The organism is Ruegeria sp. R14_0 (assembly GCF_017743975.1).
In the GTDB taxonomy this organism is placed as follows: domain Bacteria; phylum Pseudomonadota; class Alphaproteobacteria; order Rhodobacterales; family Rhodobacteraceae; genus Ruegeria.
The window spans coordinates 33,296-50,511 of the sequence record NZ_JAGHRC010000007.1; the positions used below are offsets into that span (position 1 = coordinate 33,296).

General features: G+C 59.1%; 18 protein-coding genes. 10 read left to right on the forward strand and 8 right to left on the reverse strand.

Annotated elements, in window-relative coordinates; translation table 11 throughout:
* On the reverse strand, positions 1 to 843 hold the full coding sequence (locus J7416_RS17570) for a TIGR00730 family Rossman fold protein (RefSeq protein ID WP_209226659.1): 843 nt from the start codon (positions 841 to 843) through the stop codon (positions 1 to 3).
* 79 nt (positions 844 to 922) lie between these two features.
* On the opposite strand from J7416_RS17570, the gene J7416_RS17575 reads away from it, so the two are divergent.
* The 3 genes from J7416_RS17575 (at position 923) to dapD (ending at position 3,420) form a co-directional block, all read left to right on the forward strand.
* Entirely contained in the window at positions 923 to 1,840 is a 918-nt protein-coding gene (locus tag J7416_RS17575) for a threonine/serine dehydratase (RefSeq protein WP_209226661.1), read from the forward strand.
* Between the two features lie 44 nt (positions 1,841 to 1,884).
* Entirely contained in the window at positions 1,885 to 2,484 is a 600-nt protein-coding gene (locus tag J7416_RS17580) for a GntR family transcriptional regulator (RefSeq protein ID WP_170427608.1), read from the forward strand.
* 108 nt (positions 2,485 to 2,592) lie between these two features.
* A complete protein-coding gene (gene dapD / locus J7416_RS17585) occupies positions 2,593 to 3,420 on the forward strand; it encodes a 2,3,4,5-tetrahydropyridine-2,6-dicarboxylate N-succinyltransferase (RefSeq protein ID WP_209226662.1) in 828 nt (275 codons plus the stop codon).
* 48 nt (positions 3,421 to 3,468) lie between these two features.
* On the opposite strand, the gene J7416_RS17590 is transcribed toward dapD, so the two are convergent.
* A complete protein-coding gene (locus tag J7416_RS17590; RefSeq protein ID WP_209226663.1) occupies positions 3,469 to 3,807 on the reverse strand; it encodes a cupin domain-containing protein in 339 nt (112 codons plus the stop codon).
* Between the two features lie 113 nt (positions 3,808 to 3,920).
* Between J7416_RS17590 and J7416_RS17595 the strand changes: the two genes are divergently transcribed.
* Positions 3,921 to 4,265: a hypothetical protein gene (locus J7416_RS17595; protein ID WP_170388822.1), complete on the forward strand. Its 345-nt coding sequence runs from the start codon at positions 3,921 to 3,923 to the stop codon at positions 4,263 to 4,265.
* Here J7416_RS17595 and J7416_RS17600 read toward each other — a convergent pair.
* Positions 4,262 to 5,320, reverse strand: a complete 1,059-nt coding sequence (locus tag J7416_RS17600) for a transporter substrate-binding domain-containing protein (RefSeq protein WP_209226665.1) — start codon at positions 5,318 to 5,320, stop codon at positions 4,262 to 4,264. The genes J7416_RS17595 and J7416_RS17600 overlap by 4 nt on opposite strands.
* Before the next feature lie 209 nt (positions 5,321 to 5,529).
* Here J7416_RS17600 and dapE point away from each other — a divergent pair, with 209 nt between their 5' ends.
* From dapE to rnr, 3 genes are read left to right on the forward strand one after another with little or no spacing between them, the layout of a single operon-like run.
* Entirely contained in the window at positions 5,530 to 6,669 is a 1,140-nt protein-coding gene (gene dapE, locus J7416_RS17605) for a succinyl-diaminopimelate desuccinylase (protein ID WP_209226667.1), read from the forward strand.
* 3 nt (positions 6,670 to 6,672) lie between these two features.
* On the forward strand, positions 6,673 to 7,248 hold the full coding sequence (locus tag J7416_RS17610) for a TIGR04282 family arsenosugar biosynthesis glycosyltransferase (RefSeq protein WP_209226668.1): 576 nt from the start codon (positions 6,673 to 6,675) through the stop codon (positions 7,246 to 7,248).
* 46 nt (positions 7,249 to 7,294) lie between these two features.
* Complete coding sequence (rnr, locus tag J7416_RS17615; RefSeq protein WP_209226669.1) at positions 7,295 to 9,553, forward strand: ribonuclease R; 2,259 nt, start codon at positions 7,295 to 7,297, stop codon at positions 9,551 to 9,553.
* Here the strand turns inward: rnr and J7416_RS17620 are convergent.
* Together J7416_RS17620 and J7416_RS17625 are read right to left on the reverse strand one after the other, a co-directional pair.
* Entirely contained in the window at positions 9,544 to 9,930 is a 387-nt protein-coding gene (locus J7416_RS17620) for a DUF1801 domain-containing protein (protein WP_209226671.1), read from the reverse strand. The genes rnr and J7416_RS17620 overlap by 10 nt on opposite strands.
* The gene (locus tag J7416_RS17625; RefSeq protein WP_209226672.1) at positions 9,927 to 10,625 is read right to left on the reverse strand and encodes a glutathione S-transferase family protein; all 699 of its coding nucleotides are present in this window, start codon (positions 10,623 to 10,625) and stop codon (positions 9,927 to 9,929) included. Before J7416_RS17625 ends, J7416_RS17620 begins: the two co-directional genes overlap by 4 nt.
* A gap of 83 nt (positions 10,626 to 10,708) precedes the next feature.
* Here J7416_RS17625 and J7416_RS17630 point away from each other — a divergent pair, with 83 nt between their 5' ends.
* Both J7416_RS17630 and J7416_RS17635 read left to right on the forward strand, forming a co-directional pair.
* Positions 10,709 to 11,422, forward strand: coding sequence for a YafY family protein (locus J7416_RS17630; protein WP_209226673.1), 714 nt, complete (start codon positions 10,709 to 10,711; stop codon positions 11,420 to 11,422).
* A 63-nt stretch (positions 11,423 to 11,485) separates the two neighbouring features.
* Positions 11,486 to 12,784 (forward strand): lytic murein transglycosylase, encoded by a 1,299-nt coding sequence (locus J7416_RS17635; protein WP_247744364.1) that lies wholly within the window; start codon positions 11,486 to 11,488, stop codon positions 12,782 to 12,784.
* Positions 12,785 to 12,975: 191 nt separating this feature from the next.
* Here the strand turns inward: J7416_RS17635 and J7416_RS17640 are convergent, their stop codons facing one another.
* The 3 genes from J7416_RS17640 to J7416_RS17650 all read right to left on the reverse strand — a co-directional run bounded on the left by J7416_RS17640 (position 12,976) and on the right by J7416_RS17650 (position 15,921).
* Positions 12,976 to 13,578, reverse strand: coding sequence for a MarC family protein (locus J7416_RS17640; protein WP_209226675.1), 603 nt, complete (start codon positions 13,576 to 13,578; stop codon positions 12,976 to 12,978).
* 186 nt (positions 13,579 to 13,764) lie between these two features.
* Positions 13,765 to 15,162 (reverse strand): aspartate aminotransferase family protein, encoded by a 1,398-nt coding sequence (locus tag J7416_RS17645; protein WP_209226676.1) that lies wholly within the window; start codon positions 15,160 to 15,162, stop codon positions 13,765 to 13,767.
* A 75-nt stretch (positions 15,163 to 15,237) separates the two neighbouring features.
* Positions 15,238 to 15,921, reverse strand: coding sequence for a GntR family transcriptional regulator (locus J7416_RS17650; RefSeq protein WP_247744365.1), 684 nt, complete (start codon positions 15,919 to 15,921; stop codon positions 15,238 to 15,240).
* A gap of 140 nt (positions 15,922 to 16,061) precedes the next feature.
* Here J7416_RS17650 and J7416_RS17655 point away from each other — a divergent pair, with 140 nt between their 5' ends.
* A complete protein-coding gene (locus tag J7416_RS17655) occupies positions 16,062 to 17,147 on the forward strand; it encodes a polyamine ABC transporter substrate-binding protein (RefSeq protein WP_209226677.1) in 1,086 nt (361 codons plus the stop codon).
* Positions 17,148 to 17,216: the final 69 nt, after the last annotated feature.

Consider the following 17,216-nt stretch of genomic DNA (forward strand, 5'->3'; position numbering starts at 1 on the left):
TCAGCGTCCTGGAATTTCGTCGCGGGCAGGGGCGGGTTCCCAGTTCTCAATGATGTCGACCGCCTCTTGCGCGGTGTCGACAAAGCGGAACAGGTCCAGATCCTCGTCCGAGATCGTGCCTGCATCCGCCAGTGCCGCCCAATTGATGACCTTTTCCCAGAATTCCCGGCCGAACAGCAGGAAGGGCACACGCTCCATCCGACCGGTTTGGATAAGGGTCAGGGATTCGAACAGCTCGTCCATCGTGCCAAAGCCGCCGGGGAAGATGGTGATGGCACGGGCGCGCATCAGGAAGTGCATCTTGCGGATGGCGAAGTAGTGGAAGTTAAAGCTGAGATCAGGCGTGACGTAAAGGTTGGGTGCCTGCTCGTGCGGCAGCACGATGTTCAACCCGATGGAACAGCCACCTGCATCTTGCGCGCCCCGGTTCCCGGCCTCCATCACGCCGGGACCGCCACCGGTAACGATCACGTTTTCGCGGCAACCGGTTTCGTTGGATTTCTCGGTCATCAGCCGCGCAAACTCGCGGGCTTCGTCGTAATACTCGGACAGATTGGCCAGCGTTTCCGTGCGGGCGGTGTGTTTCTTGGACGGTTCAGGGATCCGTGCGCCGCCGAACATGACGATGGTCGAAGTGATTTCACGCTCGGACATGATCATTTCAGGTTTCAGCAATTCCAGCTGCAGGCGCACGGGGCGCAGTTCGTCCCGACACAGAAAATCGTCATCTGCAAAGGCAAGGCGATAAGCGGATGAGCGCGTCTGCGGCGTGTCCGGCACCTCGCTCGCGGTCGAGCGGTCGGTCTGTGCGTCGCGGAATGGGCTCAGGCGGTCTTCTCTCATCGGTGATGGTTCCCTGCTTGCGTGTTCCTAAAACAGCTATAGGGTTCGCGGGCAGAGTGCCAGTCACGGAAGTACAAGAATGAATTGGAAGAACGAAATTTCCGCAGCCGCCGAACGGATCGATGGATATGCGCAGGTTACACCCGTGATGGAGTGCCGTGTGCCCGGGTTGGATGACCCGATTGAGATGAAGCTGGAGCACATGCAGCACACCGGCAGCTTCAAGGCGCGCGGGGCGTTCAACACTTTGCTGAGTCATAAAGTGCCCGAGGCGGGCGTTGTGGCTGCATCAGGCGGCAACCACGGCGCAGCGGCGGCTTATGCGGCACAAACGCTGGGCCATCCGGCCAAGATCTTTGTGCCCGAGCTTGCGGGACCCTCCAAGATCGCCCTGATCGAACAGACCGGCGCGGACCTGACGGTGGTGCAGGGCGAATACGCCAACGCCCTGAATGCCGCGCAGGAACACGAGGCAGCAAGCGGTGCAATGCAAATCCATGCCTATGATGCCGCCGCAACCGTTGCAGGGCAGGGGACGTGTTTCCGGGAATGGGACGCGCAAGGATTGCAGGCTGACACTGTTCTGGTCGCTGTCGGCGGTGGTGGTCTGATCGCGGGGGCTCTTGCCTGGTTTGACGGCGCAAGAAAGGTCGTCGCGGTCGAGCCCGAAACCTCTTGCGCGCTGAATGCGGCGTTGCAAGCGGGCGAGCCTGTGGACGTCTCGGTGTCAGGGATTGCAGCCAATGCGCTGGGCGCCCGGAGGATCGGCAGCATCTGTTTCGGTCTGGCGCAAGGCATGACCTCGGTGCTGGTGTCGGACGATGCAATTGCAGAGGCGCAGCAGCTATTGTGGCGCAGCCATCGCATTCTGGTTGAGCCCGCAGGCGCGACCGCATTGGCCGCTTTGACCTCGGGCGCTTACAGGCCGCAGCCGGGTGAACGCGTGGCGGTTCTGGTTTGCGGTGGAAATATCTCTCCTGATCCGTTTTTGGAGTGAATTATCGGCTTGTGGAAGCAGGTTAAGAATTTTATCGATAATCTATGACCGCCACGATCGCCGACTCAATCTACCAGAACCTCAGCCAGAAAATCATCACCGGCGAATTGCTGGCCGGTGAAAAGCTGCGTCAGGATCATATTGCGCGCGCCTTTGACACCAGCCACGTCCCGGTGCGCGAGGCGTTGCTGCGGCTTGAGGCGCATGGCCTTGCCCAAAGCGAGCCGCGCAGGGGTATGCGTGTCACGGCGCTGGATCCGGCTGAGGTGCGCGAAGTGATCGAGATGCGCGTGGCGTTGGAGTCGCTGGCCTTGCAGCACTCGGTCCAGAATATGTCGCCCGGCGCGATCAAACTGGCGGACGAGGCGCGCATCGCGTGTGACGCGGCGCAGACGATGCCCGATTGGGAGGCGCGCAACCGCGCCTTTCACCGCGCAATCCTGACGCCCTGCGGGTTGCCGCGCCTGTTGCATGCCATTGATGACCTGCACATCGCCAGCGCACGCCACCTGTTTGCCCATTGGCGCCCCAAATGGGTACAGCGCGCAGACAGCGATCATGCGGCCATTGTTCAGGCCCTGAAACGCAAGGATACAACGACCGCCGTTTCGATTTTGACGCGTCATATCCGGCGGGCCAGCTGATCCACAGCGATCTGGACGCAATTTGGTCTTTCTGCGTCGCATTGCACCGCGAGGTGCAGTTGCGTATAGGCCAAACAAACGTGAACAGATTCTGCAGGGAGCAACCCGATGTCCAACGCGCAACTGGAAACCGCTATCGAGGCCGCCTGGGAGGCGCGCGATACTATTACGCCCGCCACCACCGGTGAACAGCGCGAAGCGATCGAGGATACGCTGAACGCGCTGGACAGTGGCTCGCTGCGTGTTGCCGAAAAGCTTGAGAACGGCGATTGGCATGTGAACCAGTGGGCCAAGAAAGCGGTTCTGCTGGGCTTCCGCATCAAGGACATGGAAATTCAGTCGGGCGGTCCGCAGGACGGCGGCTGGTGGGACAAGGTGGACAGCAAGTTCGCCGGTTGGGGCGAAAACCAGTGGCGCGCCGCGGGCTTCCGCGCGGTTCCGAACTGCGTGGTTCGCAAGTCGGCTTACGTCGCACCCGGCGTTGTGCTGATGCCGTCCTTCGTGAACCTGGGCGCCTATGTCGACGAGGGCACCATGGTTGATACCTGGGCCACTGTTGGTTCATGTGCACAGATCGGCAAGAACGTGCACCTGTCGGGCGGCGTCGGCATCGGCGGCGTGCTGGAACCGATGCAGGCTGGCCCGACCATCATCGAGGACAACTGCTTTATCGGTGCGCGCTCCGAAGTGGTCGAAGGCTGTATCGTTCGCGAAGGCTCGGTTCTGGGCATGGGCGTGTTCATCGGCAAATCGACCAAGATCGTCGATCGTGAAACCGGCGAAGTCATGTATGGCGAAGTACCGCCCTACTCGGTGGTTGTTGCGGGCTCGATGCCGTCGAAGAACAACGTCAGCCTTTACTGCGCCGTGATCGTGAAGCGGGTTGACGAAAAGACTCGGTCGAAAACCGGCATCAACGAACTGCTGCGCGACTAAGTTTCGAGCAGCCCGAATACAGGCCGCAGCAACGCGCTGCGGCCTTTTTTATTTGCCTTTGATCGGATAGCGATCCGGTTCCTCGAACACGTCGATGACGCGGGTTCCGGCCTTGATCGTGCCACCGTGCTCGACACCGGACGGGATCGAATAGCTGTCTCCGGGGCGGTAGGTCTTGGTGGCCTCGCCGATTGTAAGTTCGACCTCACCCTCAATCACCGTGCCCCATTGCGCCTTATGCGAATGCAAGGGCAGTTCGAAGTCCTTGAGAAACGTGAAGAACGCGACCAGACCGGCGTCTGAGCGGATCACGGCAGTTTGCACGACTTCCTCTGGGAACGGCACGTCGAGGGCTGGAAAGTCCGTGATGAAATCGGGATAGGCCATAAAAGTATCCTTTTCGGTCTGAACTGGTTTTGGGGGCACTATGGACGCGCAGCATCCGTCCTGCAATTCCCGGCTGCTTGACCGCGCGCGGGTGCGGGGCTATGGCCCCCTGCATGGAAAAGCAAAAGAAACCGTCCCGTCAGCAAGTCTATACATTGCTCGTTCAGATCGGCCGCAAAGACGGCGATGGCCTGCCCGAAGGTGCGACCGGGGCGGCGTTGATGTGCTTTGCCAGCGGTGTGGATGAGGCCGAGGCGGTGCGCGAAACCGTTGCGATCCTGAAACAGGCCGATACCGCGCCTTTGGATGTCACCGGTTATGGCACCCTGGCTGAACGTGAAGCGCAGGGCCACGATATCGACCCTGACGAACGTGCCCTGATGCAGCGTGCTTTGGACGAAAATGCCGTGATCGTGGCGCAGATGACCCCGTTTTTCGGGGACGAGGAACCGGCTTAGTTCCGCACCCCGAACCACTTGCGGTAAATCTCGTCATAGGTCCCGTCTTCGCGCAGCGCCAGAAGCGCCTGGTTGACGTCCTCGACCAGAGGTGAGCCGGTCGGGAAGGCGATCCCATAGTTTTCTCGAAGGAAGATACCGCCGGTCATGGTGGCAATCCGGCGGCCGTCATGCGACGCGAAATAGGACAATATTGGCGCGTCAAAGACGACTGCATCCAGCTCTTTCTCACGGAAAGCGGCCAGCATGCTGTCCAGATCTCCATAGCCGTTGAATTCAACTTCGCGACGGTTCAGGAAACTGGCCGCTGTCGAGCCCGAAATAGTGCCGACTTGTTTGCCGTAAAGATCATTGACCGAATTCACATTGCCGCTGATGGCCTCGATGGTCATCACTGATGCGATACGTGCCGTGAAGACTGAAACGATGAACAGCGATGACACCACGAGGATGACGCCGAGCAACCGGCCAAACGGCGTGCGTGGCATACGTTCTTCAAAGCCGCCATTAACAACCAGATTCAGCGCCCACCAGAACGACGGGAACCACGCCTCGTTCAGCTTGCGGTCAAAATAAGGCTGGGCGCGGCGCTCAAAGCTCCACATCAGCATGCCGCCACCCAACAGGATGGCAAAGGCCAGACCGATGGCCAGGAACAGTTCAGCCGACAATAGCGCCTGCAGCAGTGAGGGCGAGCGCGCGGATTCCGAGGGTACCATGATTTGCAACCCGGCCTCGAAGATGGGCTGGCTAAAGTCCATCTGTGTTTCCCGCGCCGCCGTGATTGAGATATTGGCCACGGCCAAATCGGCGCTGCCGTCCTGAACGGCCCCCAGCATGTCGCCAAATGACTCGACGCGGTTGACCGCATAGTCCCAATTCAGTGCCTCGGCCAAAGCCTGCAACAGGTCCATCGAAAAACCGGTTTGGGCCTCGTCCTCGACATAGGAAAACGGGGGGCGGGTCACGGTCGTGACCGAAAGTGTCTGTGCCTGGCTTTGCTGCGCAAGAACGGCGAAAGTCAGGCAGATCCATACGAAAAGCGCGCGTAGCATCGTTGAGTCACCTGTTTCGCGGCCCTCTAACGCAGATTTGAAAGGTGCAGCAAGGTGTCCGCGGGGTAAACCTTCAAGTTTTATTGGGGTTTCAATCGGAGAACATTGGAAAAAAGCATACGCATTTCGCTGCTCGGGGGTTGGCAATTGGTGCAATTCGTTGAATCTGTGCGCGAACCCGTACAGGAACGAAGAAAAAGGGCACGCAAATGACAGATCCGGTGAAGTTGACGGCAGACCTGATCCGTTGCCCATCAGTCACACCCGAAGAGGGCGGAGCGCTGGTTTTATTGGAGAACCTTCTGTCCGGCGCGGGGTTCGATTGTACCCGCGTGGACCGGGGGGGTGTCAGCAACCTGTTTGCACGATGGGGTGACAAAGGGCACGCGCGCAGCTTTGGGTTCAATGGCCATACCGATGTCGTCCCGGTCGGGGATGAAGCCGCCTGGACGATGCCGCCATTCGGCGCGGAAATCCGTGATGGTGTGATGTTTGGCCGCGGGACCACGGATATGAAATCCGGTGTCGCGGCCTTTGCAGCGGCGGCTGTGGATTTCGTGAGCGATACGCCTCCTGACGGGGCGATAATTCTTGCGATCACGGGTGACGAAGAAGGCGACGCCATCGACGGCACCACAGCGTTGCTGGATTATATGACCGAGGCCGGAGAGCAGATGTCCGCCTGTCTGGTGGGCGAGCCGACTTGCCCCAATACCATGGGCGAGATGATGAAGATCGGGCGTCGCGGGTCGATGACCGCGTGGTTCACCGTGACCGGGGTACAGGGCCATTCGGCCTATCCGCACCGGGCCAAGAACCCTCTGCCAGCTATGGCGCGGCTGATGCACCAACTGGCCAGCCACGAACTGGATCAGGGCACGGATCACTTTGATGCCTCGACCCTGGCCGTTGTGACCATCGACACGGGCAATGCCGCCACCAATGTGATTCCGGCGCAGTGTTCCGGCGCGGTCAATATTCGCTTTAACGATCTGCACTCGGGGGCCAGCCTCAGCGAGTGGCTGCAGGCCGAAGCTGATGCGGTCGCTGAAACCTACGGTGTCGAGATTGATGTCCGCATCAAGATCTCAGGCGAAAGCTTCCTGACTCCGCCCGGCCCCTTGTCCGACTTGGTCGCACAGGCCGTCGAGGCCGAGACAGGCGTGCGCCCCGAGATGTCGACCACCGGGGGCACATCCGACGCGCGGTTCGTCAAAAACCACTGCCCGGTGGTCGAGTTTGGCCTCGTGGGCCGCACGATGCATCAGGTCGACGAATGTGTTGAGGTGGCGCAGATTGAACAACTCAAGGCGATTTATTCGCGTATCCTTCGGGACTACTTTGCCTGATTCATGCAACGCACGCTGGTTATCATGGTGAAAGAGCCTCGCCCGGGCCGGGTCAAGACCCGGCTGGGGCGCGACGTTGGCATGGTTGGGGCCGCGTGGTGGTTCCGCCACCAAACGCGCGCGCTGATCCGGCGGTTGCGAGACCCGCGGTGGCAGATCGTGCTGGCCGTCGCACCCGATCGCGAGGGGCTGACCAGCCGGATATGGCCCGCCGATCTGCCACGTGCCGCGCAGGGGCGCGGTGATCTGGGGGATCGCATGGGGCGGATGCTGCGGGGGATGCCGCCCGGGCCGGTCTGTCTGATCGGAGCGGATATCCCGGGGATCACGCGCGGCCATATCGCCCGGGCGTTTTCGGGACTGGGGCGGGCTCAATTCGTCTTTGGCCCCGCGCCGGACGGGGGCTATTGGCTGGTCGGTGCGCAGCGATACGTGGCCTTGCCGACAAGCCTGTTCCGCAATGTGCGCTGGTCCACCGAAACCGCTCTGGCCGACACTTTGGCCTCGGTGCCCGGATGTCGGGTGGCTTTGCTGGATCATCTGCGCGACGTTGATACGGTCGCCGACCTGAAGCCCTGAGCTTTTTGGTCATGACGCGGTCGCATACCCGTGATAGGCCGGAAGTATGACTCGCATTCCCACCAAGCAGGAGGTCCTGGACTGGATCTCGGCGAACCCCACCCTGACCTCGAAACGCGATATCGCCAAGGCCTTTGGTATTAAGGGCGCGGATCGGATCGATCTGAAACGCATTCTCAAAGAGCTTGAGGCCGAAGGTCATCTGGAAAAGCGCAAGCGCAGCTATCGCGACCCGGATCGTCTGCCGCCGGTCAGCGTGCTGCAGGTGAAGGCACCCAATGATGATGGCGACCTGTTTGCGCGCCCGCTGGAATGGCATGGCGAAGGGGTCGAGCCGATTGTTCTGCTGATCACCCGCGCCAGTGATCCCGCTTTGGGCGAAGGCGACCGAATTCTGGCCCGCCTGACCGTGGTGCACGAAGAAGACCACAATTATGAGGCGCGCCTGATCCGCCGTATTGGCACTAATCCCCGCAAGATTGTGGGTATCTTCCGCAAAGGGGCCGAAGGCGGGCGGATCGTGCCCATCGACAAGACGGGTCAGACCGAGTGGCTGGTCCATGACGGTGCAGTGCTGGGCGCGAAAGACGGCGAGTTGGTCGAGGCTGAACAGGCCGGACCCAAGAACCGCATGGGCCTGCCTCGTGCGCGGATTGTGGAACGGTTGGGCGATCCGTCGGCTCCTAAGGCCGTCTCGCTGATTGCGATCCACCAGCACGGCATCCCGGATGATTTCCCCGACAAGGTGATTGCCGAGGCCGACAAGGCCAAACCCGTCGGACTGAAGGGCCGCGAAGACCTGCGGGACATGCCGCTGTTGACCATCGACCCCTCGGATGCGCGGGACCACGACGACGCGTGCTATGCCCACGCCGATGACGACCCCAAGAACCCCGGCGGCCATGTAATCTGGGTTGCCATTGCCGACGTGGCCGCTTATGTGCAGCCCGGCACTGCGCTGGATCGCGAGGCGCGCAAACGCGGCAACTCCAGCTATTTCCCGGATCGGGTCGTGCCGATGCTGCCGGACCGTTTGTCCGGTGATCTTTGCTCGCTGCACGAGGGCGTCCCGCGCGCCTGTATCGCCGTGCGGATGCAAATCGACGCGGACGGCAACAAGATCGGTCATCGTTTTGTGCGCGGCCTTATGCGCTCGGCCGCATCGCTGCATTATGCTGAGGTGCAGGAGGCCATCGACGGCAATTCTAATGACCGCACCGGGCCTTTGTTAGAGCCTGTTTTGAAGCCTTTGTACGCTGCCTATGCCGCGTTGAAAAAGGCGCGTTCCGTGCGTCAGCCGCTGGAGCTGGACCTGCCGGAACGCCAGATCGTTCTCAGCGATAAAGGCGAGGTTGAAAGCGTCGCCTTCCGCGAACGATTAGATGCGCACAAGCTGATCGAGGAATTCATGATCCTCGCTAACGTGGCGGCGGCCGAGACGTTGATCGCCAAACGTCGCCCGCTGCTGTTCCGCGTGCACGAAGAACCGGCGCCCGAGAAACTGGAAAGCCTGCGGGAAACGGCGCAGGCGGCCGGGCTGAATCTGGCGAAAGGACAGGTGCTGCAAACCCGTCACCTGAACGCGCTGTTGAACGCTGCTGCCGGGACTGAGGATGCCGAGCTGATAAACCTGACTACCCTGCGGTCGATGGCGCAGGCCTACTATAACCCAGAGAATTTCGGTCATTTCGGGCTGGCCCTGCGGAACTATGCGCATTTCACCTCACCCATTCGCCGCTATGCCGACCTGATCGTGCACCGCGCGCTGATCTCGGCACATGGCTGGGGCAAGGACGGTCTGACCGAGGATGAGATCATGCGGCTGGATGAGACCGCGACACATATCTCGGATACCGAGCGCCGTTCGATGATGGCTGAACGGGATACAACCGACCGCTATCTGGCCGCCTATCTGAGCGAGCGTGTGGGCAATGAGTTCACCGGTCGGATCAGCGGCATTGCCCGCTTCGGGGCTTTCGTGAAGATGGACGAAACCGGCGCGGATGGTCTGGTGCCAGTGCGTTCGCTTGGGCGCGAGTTCTTCCATTTCGACCGAGAGGCCGGGACACTGATGGGGTCAGATACCGGCCTGATCATCGCCATCGGTCAGCGTGTTACAGTACGTCTGACCGAAGCGACGCCGGTCACCGGCGGGCTGGAGCTAGAGCTTTTGTCCATCGATGATCAGGCCCTACCGCGCGGACGCGGCCCCGCCAAACGATCCACCCGGCGCAAAGCCGTCAGCACCAAGCGCAAGAAGGACAAGATAAAGCGCAAGGTCGAACGCAAACGCCGTCAAAGGTGATAGGTCAGCGCCCGCGCAATTAACCAGCCGTGGCGGGTGTCATCGATCTGATCAGGGTCGTCAAACAGGACGGCCCGATTGCCTTCCAGCCGATCCTCGTCTGGAAATGCGGATGTGAAATCCCCCATCAATCGGCTCTGACAATGGACGAACAGGGCAAAAGACGCCTGTTTGTGCCCGCCGAGCCGGATGGTTGACCCTTTCGGAGCCAGATAGGCGGGCTGTCCCCAGCGCAACGCCTCGGTCAAAGGCTGCGCATCTGGCAAAGCCTGCGCGGTGTCGAACACCAGTTCTCTCAAGGCCAGAGCACCTTTGCGGGTGTCTTCGGGCAAGGCGTCAAAGGCGGCTTCAACCGCGGGATCGTCAAAAGGTCTCATGACAGCGGTATCGTTTGTTCCAACCGGTCTACATAATCGTTCAACAGCCTATCCTGTTTGATCCGCCGGGTCAGCGGGGTTTCTGCTGGTGTCGCGCGCATGGCACCCAGGATTGGTCCCACGCTCATATCCGCAGCTGTGGGGGTTTCGCCCAGCAGGAACGGCGATTGCCAGAGGAATGCCGAGATCGCCTCGAGGTCGCGTTCCAACCTGTCGGTCCGCTCGGCGTCCGAGAACCGCGATACACCCTGTCCGTCCAGACGCTTCAACACGGATTTGCGGATCGCGCCTGAGATCGGTTTGCGGATGAGAGACGGGATTTCACTAAAGAACATCTCTCGCAGGATCGGCCAGACGGCATCATTGCCCCAGCGGTCCAGCACCACATGGTGATAGATATGTTCCTCGGCCATGCGGATCAGCGCGCGGGACTGCGCCTTTTGAATGTCGGTGAGACCGTGGTCAAAATCAGCGCCCTGCGCCTCAAGCCAGTCGCGGATCAAGTCACTGTCGGGCACAAGGCGGTCCGGCGTACGCAGGACTGGCAGCTTATGGTGGGGCATCTTGCCCGGGTTCAGCAGATCGGATCGCTGCCAGCTTTGGCCAGAGCGCTGCAACATATAGGCGGACTTGACGCAAAAAGGGCTGGCGCTGAACAGGCCAAAGGCTGCGGGAAATGTCAAAAGAGTCAGCATCGGGGCCTCCGGGATTGGGGATGTCCGATAAATAGCGCCGCCTGATGACAGATATTGTCATTAGGTTTAGGCTAATCTGCGCTATGTCCCGTACCGCCCGCCTATTCCAATTGATGCAAGCCCTGCGCTCTGGCCCGTCACCCAAGACGTCCCAACAACTGGCCCAGGATCTGGGCGTGTCACCTCGCACCGTTCACCGCGATATCGAGTCCCTGCGCGGGCTTGGGGCGGTCATCGACGGAGAGGCCGGGTTTGGGTTCACGCTGATCGAAGATGCCACTCTGCCGCCTCTTGGGTTCACCGATGATGAGCTGGAGGCGCTGGTTCTGGGGCTGCGCGAGGTTCAGGCTATTGGCGATCCCGGTCTGTCCGATGCGGCCGGCAACGTGCTGCGCAAGCTACAGGGCCGCCTGCCACAACGCCAATCGCATCGCCTGAGCCATGCCGTCCTGACGGCGACGCGATTTGACCGCCCGGCCAAGCCGACGATCGCGGTTGCCGACCTGCGCCAGGCCACGTGGGACGAGCGTACGATCGAGTTCGCCTATACAGATGCCAAGGGCGACGACACCCGCCGCAAGGTCAATCCGCTGAGCATAGTCTATATGGACCGCGCCAGCGTCCTGATTTCCTGGTGCCACCTGCGCCAAGACTTCCGAGTCTTCCGGCTGGACCGGATCCGGGAAATGTCTGTGGCGGATGAAAGCTTTAGGCCAAACCGTATCCCTTTGTTGCGCGAAGCACTGGCCCGTATTCGCGCTGAACATGAAGCAAAAGATCGCGAGCGGGAAAGCTGAACGCTTTGGAAAATGCCGATTCTGCGCTATCCTTGGTATGAGCAGTAATCAGGAAAATTCGGAATGCGTAAATGCATAGGTGGCGTCATGACCGCCGCATTATGGGCATCCATCGTGCAGGCGGAATCAATCAACACATTAAGCGGGTCTCAGGCCATACAGCTGGCATCAGCTGGTGTAGTCGTGTCGATCCGGCCGGTTATTCGGCCCTCAGCTAAGGAGTACCGGGTGTCAGTGGAAGGGAATGCGCGGTTCCAGGCATGGCTTGGAGCGTTTCGCGAGCGGGCGGTCGAACAAGGCATTTCAGTTGCAACACTGGACCGGTCGCTGGCAGGGCTGACATATGACAAGGACGTCATCCGGCGAGACCGCAATCAGGCCGAGTTCTCAAAACCGATTTGGGAGTATCTGGATTCTGCCGTTTCCGACACGCGCGTCCGAAATGGTCGCGCAGGGTTGCAAGAGTATTCCGAGGCTTTGACCCGGATCGAAGCGACATACGGCGTCGAGAAAGAGGTCGTAACGGCGATCTGGGGGCTTGAAACCTCGTTCGGAACCTATCGGGGCAGTGATCAAACCCTCCGCTCACTGGCGACGCTGGCGTTTGACGCAAGACGCGCGCAGTTTTTTGAAACTCAGTTAGTCGCGGCTTTGCAGATCATCCAAGCCGGTGACATTAACCCGAACAAGATGGTAGGCAGCTGGGCTGGCGCGATGGGGCACACGCAATTCATGCCGACGTCCTATCTGGACCATGCCGTTGATTTTGACGGCGACGGTCGCCGCGATATCTGGTCCGAAGACCCAACGGATGCGCTGGCTTCGGCGGCGGCTTATCTGGCGCGCCATGGCTGGACCAAAGGGCAACCCTGGGGCGTTGAGGTAACGCTCCCCAAAGGCTTTAACTTTGCTATGGCACGACGCGATCACACTCTGCTGCCCTCAGAATGGGCCGCGCGCGGGGTGGTGGCTGTAAACGGTACGGCCATCGCAGATCACGGGCAGGCAGCGATCCTGTTGCCGGCGGGCGGGCAAGGCGTCGCGCTGATGATCTTCGACAATTTCAAAGTGATCGAAAAGTACAACGGCGCCGACGCTTACGTAATCGGTATCGGCCACCTGTCCGACCGTCTGGCCGGGCGCGCGCCGTTCGAGGCCGATTGGCCACGCGGTGACCGTGTGCTGAGCTTTACCGAAAAGAAAGAGCTTCAGACCCGCCTAACTGAAGCCGGTTTTGACACCCAGGGCATCGACGGTCGCACCGGACCAAACACGACCAAGGCAGTTCGGGCGTATCAACTGGCACAGGGACTGCTGCCAGACGGCTATGCCAGTTTGAGGCTATTGGAGCGGTTGCGTTGACTGAATAAGCGTTTGGAAGATTTGTTGATTTGAGACCGTTATGCGGACAAAACAGACATACTAGGTGATAGCTTTCTAAATCGTGTGACGGTCAGTTTATACCAATTTGGAAGCGGTGCCTGTTGTCATATGCACCGGCAAATGGAATTGGCGCAGGGCCCAATACTGCCCTGAGGGCCGTTGAAGTGCAGTCATAAAATTCCCAATGCTCGGGCGCCGTCAACCATGATTTCCACTGCAAGGGCAGCTACTAGAATTGCAAACAGCTTCTCCAACAGGCCGATCACCGCGTGTGGAATGAATGCGCCAAGCCGACCTGCTCCCAATAGGACCAAGATGTCCAGCACAGCTATGATCACTATCGCAACTGCGACATTCGCCAAGGCCGCCATATCAGTCGCTTCTGCCGAGAAGGTCACCAGCGCAACGATCCCGACAGGATTTAGTATGAGTGGCAGACCAATTGGCGAAACAGCGAGATCAACAGGATCCTGCGTTTCCGACGACTCTTCGCTATTCGATTCTAGAATTAACCGAATAGAGAACAGCAGTAGAATAAGCCCGCCAGACAGTCCAAGAGAACCGATGCTGAAATGCAGGATTGACTGCAACCATGCTCCCAATACCAACAGAGTTAATCCCGAGCCAACAGCAGTTGCAACGCCGACAAACGCCACCTTGTCTCGCGTTTTCAGGTCATATTCTTCTGTTTTTTCGATGAAGACCAACATTGCCTTGAGCGGTCCCATTCCCACCAGGAATGTCAGAAGAAGCTCGCTCCAGCTGATTTCCATGATGTTACCTTCTTCATCTTCGCACGCAAATTCGGCGGCAACCTAACAGAAGGTTAAACGCAAACAAGGAGCGTTCCGCAAAACACCTCCGCTGTGGGTGCAAAGCGGACACTCTCATTTGGTTAATTTCCGAATAAAAAAGGCGGCTGTTGCAGCCGCCTTCACGTAAACCCTCAAACTGGTCGGCTATGACGCCGACTTCATCAGCCCCTGCGCGATGATCTCAGCCTGTGCTTCGTCAAGCGATTTGCGAATTCGCACGAACATCTCGTCGATATCAGCAGGGGTCAGGATCAGAGGCGGCGAGATAATCATCCGGTCGCCAACATGGCGCATGATCAGGTTGTTGGCGAAACAGCGGTCACGGCAGATGTATCCGACTGTGCCGGGTTCGGACGCGAATTTCGCCCGGCTGGCCTTGTCCGGAGTCAGCGCGATCGAGGCCATCATGCCGACGATCTTGGCCTCACCGACCAGCGGGTGGTCGGCCAGCGCCTCCCATTTCTCTTTCAGATAGGGGGCCGCCACATCGCGGACGTTGTCCACGATGCACTCTTCTTCGAGGATGCGCAGGTTTTCCAGCGCGACCGCCGCAGCGACCGGGTGGCCGGAATAGGTATAGCCGTGGTTGAACTCGGTGCCGCCAATCACCTCGGCGATCTCGTCATTCACGATGGACCCGCCGATGGGCGCATAGCCCGAACTCAGGCCCTTGGCGATCGTCATGATGTGCGGCTTGATTCCAACAGTCTGGGACCCGAACCAGTTTCCGGTCCGACCAAAGCCGCAGATGACCTCATCAGCGATCAAAAGGATATCGTATTTGTCACAGATGCGCTGAACCTCAGGCCAATAGCTGTCGGGCGCTACGATTACGCCACCCGCACCTTGGACGGGTTCCGCGATAAAGGCTGCGACGCGATCTTCGCCCAGTTCTAGAATGGCCTCTTCCAACTCGCGCGCGCGGGCCAGACCGAATTCTTCGGGGGTCATGTCGCCGCCCTCAGCCCACCAGTTTGGTTGATTGATGTGGTGAATGTTGGGGATCGGGATACCGCCCTGCGCGTGCATCCCGGCCATGCCGCCCAAAGACGCCGACCCCACAGAGGATCCATGATAGGCGTTCTTGCGGCTGATGATGATATTCTTGTCCGGATGGCCCTTTTCGGCCCAGTAAGTGCGCACCAGACGGATGTTGGTGTCATTCGCCTCGGACCCGCCTGCGGCAAAGAAGACGTGGTTCAGATCACCCGGCGCCAACTCGGCGATTTTAGCCGCCAGCGCGATTGCCGGAACATGGGTCGTTTTGAAGAACGTGTTGTAATATGGCAGTTCGCGCATCTGACGGGCGGCAACCTCGGCCAGTTCATCGCGGCCGTAGCCGATATTGACGCACCAAAGGCCCGCCATTGCGTCCAAAATCTCTTCGCCTTCACTGTCCGTCAGGTACACACCTTTTGCACGTGTGATGACGCGTGCGCCTTCTTTGCCCAATGACCCATTGGCAGAAAACGGATGCATGTGATGCGCCGCATCCAAAGCCTGCAACTCGGCGGTTGGCATGTGATTGGTGATGGTCGACATCAGAGAATCTCCTGCAAAAGCGGTTGCCCATCACAATATGATCAAATTTCCTACTGTCAATCGAATCGGATTGAATCAGACGTCCATCAACGCGTCCGACATCAGTTCCATCCCTTGTTCAATGTCCTGTGCAGTCGCTTTTGCGACTTTGTCAGCATCCCTGGCGCGCAGAGCCGAGAGGATATCCTTGTGCCGATCCGGCAGGCTGTGCGTGCCAAATCGTCCGCACACAACGCGCAGGGAAGGGCCGAACCGAAGCCACAATCGCTCGGCCAGATCGTTTAGGATCGGAGCATTCGCATGGGCATAGAGCGTTTGGTGAAACTGATGGTTCAGGCGCAGATAGCCGCTGACGTCGCCATCGGCGATGGTCTGATCAAGACGTTGATCGAGTTGCTCTAGCCGGTCGATATCATCGGTCGTCACCGTTGCAGTTGCGCGTCTGGAAAGCTCTGATTCTATTGATATTCTCGCAAAAATCATCTGTTCAACGTCGGCATTGGACAGCAACGGAACGCTGACCCGCCGGTTGCCCTGAAACACAAGGGCACCATCGGAAATCAACCGCCGAATCGCCTCGCGGACTGGGGTCATCCCGACGCCCAGCGAATCGGTCAAACCCTGTATCGTTACAGGCTGTCCAGGGACCAGCTCCCCGTACATGATCTGAGATCTGAGGGTTTGGTACACCTGCTCGTGCGCGGGTTTCTTTCCTTCGCCTGTCTTGGCGTCAGATGCATTTTTTTTGATCAAATCCAAGTAGCTTACCCTGTTTCGCTTGGTGTCGACTTGCCAGACGCCTGACCTCGTGAAACCATACGATGGATCGGGGGAAAACGCAAAACTTGATCAAATCCGAAAAAACGGGAAAATACCCGGACACTTGCAGGGAGAGAATTATGTCAATCAAAACGCTGACGATGACAGCGATCGTCGCGCTGGGGACTTCGGCGGCTTTTGCCGAAGAGGTGCGCGTCTATAACTGGTCCGACTATATTGATGAGGACCTTCTGAAAAAATTCGAAGAAGAAACCGGCCTGACACTGATTTACGACGTGTTCGACAGCAATGAAGTTCTGGAAACGAAAATGCTGGCGGGTGGTTCGGGCTACGACGTGGTGGTTCCGACCGGCACCTTCCTTCAGCGCCAGATTCAAGCCGGCGCCTTTCAACCGCTGGATAAGTCTCAGTTGTCGAATGCGGGCAATCTGTGGGATGTAATTCAGGACCGGACAGCGGGTTACGATCCCGACAACGCCTATTCGATCAACTATATGTGGGGCACCACCGGCCTGGGTGTGAACGTTGCCAAAGTCAAAGAGGTGCTTGGCGAAGATGTTGCGCTGAACAGTATGGACCTGGTTCTCAAGCCTGAGAATATGGAAAAACTGGCATCATGTGGCGTACATTTCCTGGATGCGCCGACCGAGATCATTCCAATGACGCTGCAGTATATTGGCGAAGATCCCGACAGCCATGACACGGACGTCATTGCAAAAACCGAGGAAATGCTGGCAGCCGTTCGCCCCTACATTCAGAAATTCCACAGCTCGGAGTATATCAACGCCCTGGCCAATGGCGATATCTGTGTAGCCGTGGGCTGGTCGGGCGACATTCTGCAAGCGCGTGACCGTGCCGCCGAGGCCGACAACGGCGTGGAGATTGAATACCATCCGTTCGCGGAAGGATCGCTGATGTGGTTCGACCAGATGGCAGTTCCGGCAGATGCGCCGAATCCGGAAGGCGCACATAAGTTCCTGAACTTCATTCTGGATGCCAACAACATGGCCGCAGCGTCGAACTACGTTTACTACGCCAACGGCAACAAAGCCTCGCAGGAGTTCCTGGAGGAAGACGTGATTGGCGATCCGGCTATCTATCCGGATGAGACGACGATGCAGAACCTCTACATCACCACGCCCTATCCGGCAAAAACTCAGCGGGTTGTGACCCGTCTGTGGACCAAAATCAAATCGGGCACCTGATCCGAAGTATCTGAGCAAGGCGGCCTGACCGCCTTGCCCATTCAATCAGATTGTCGAACGGGGGCCGTT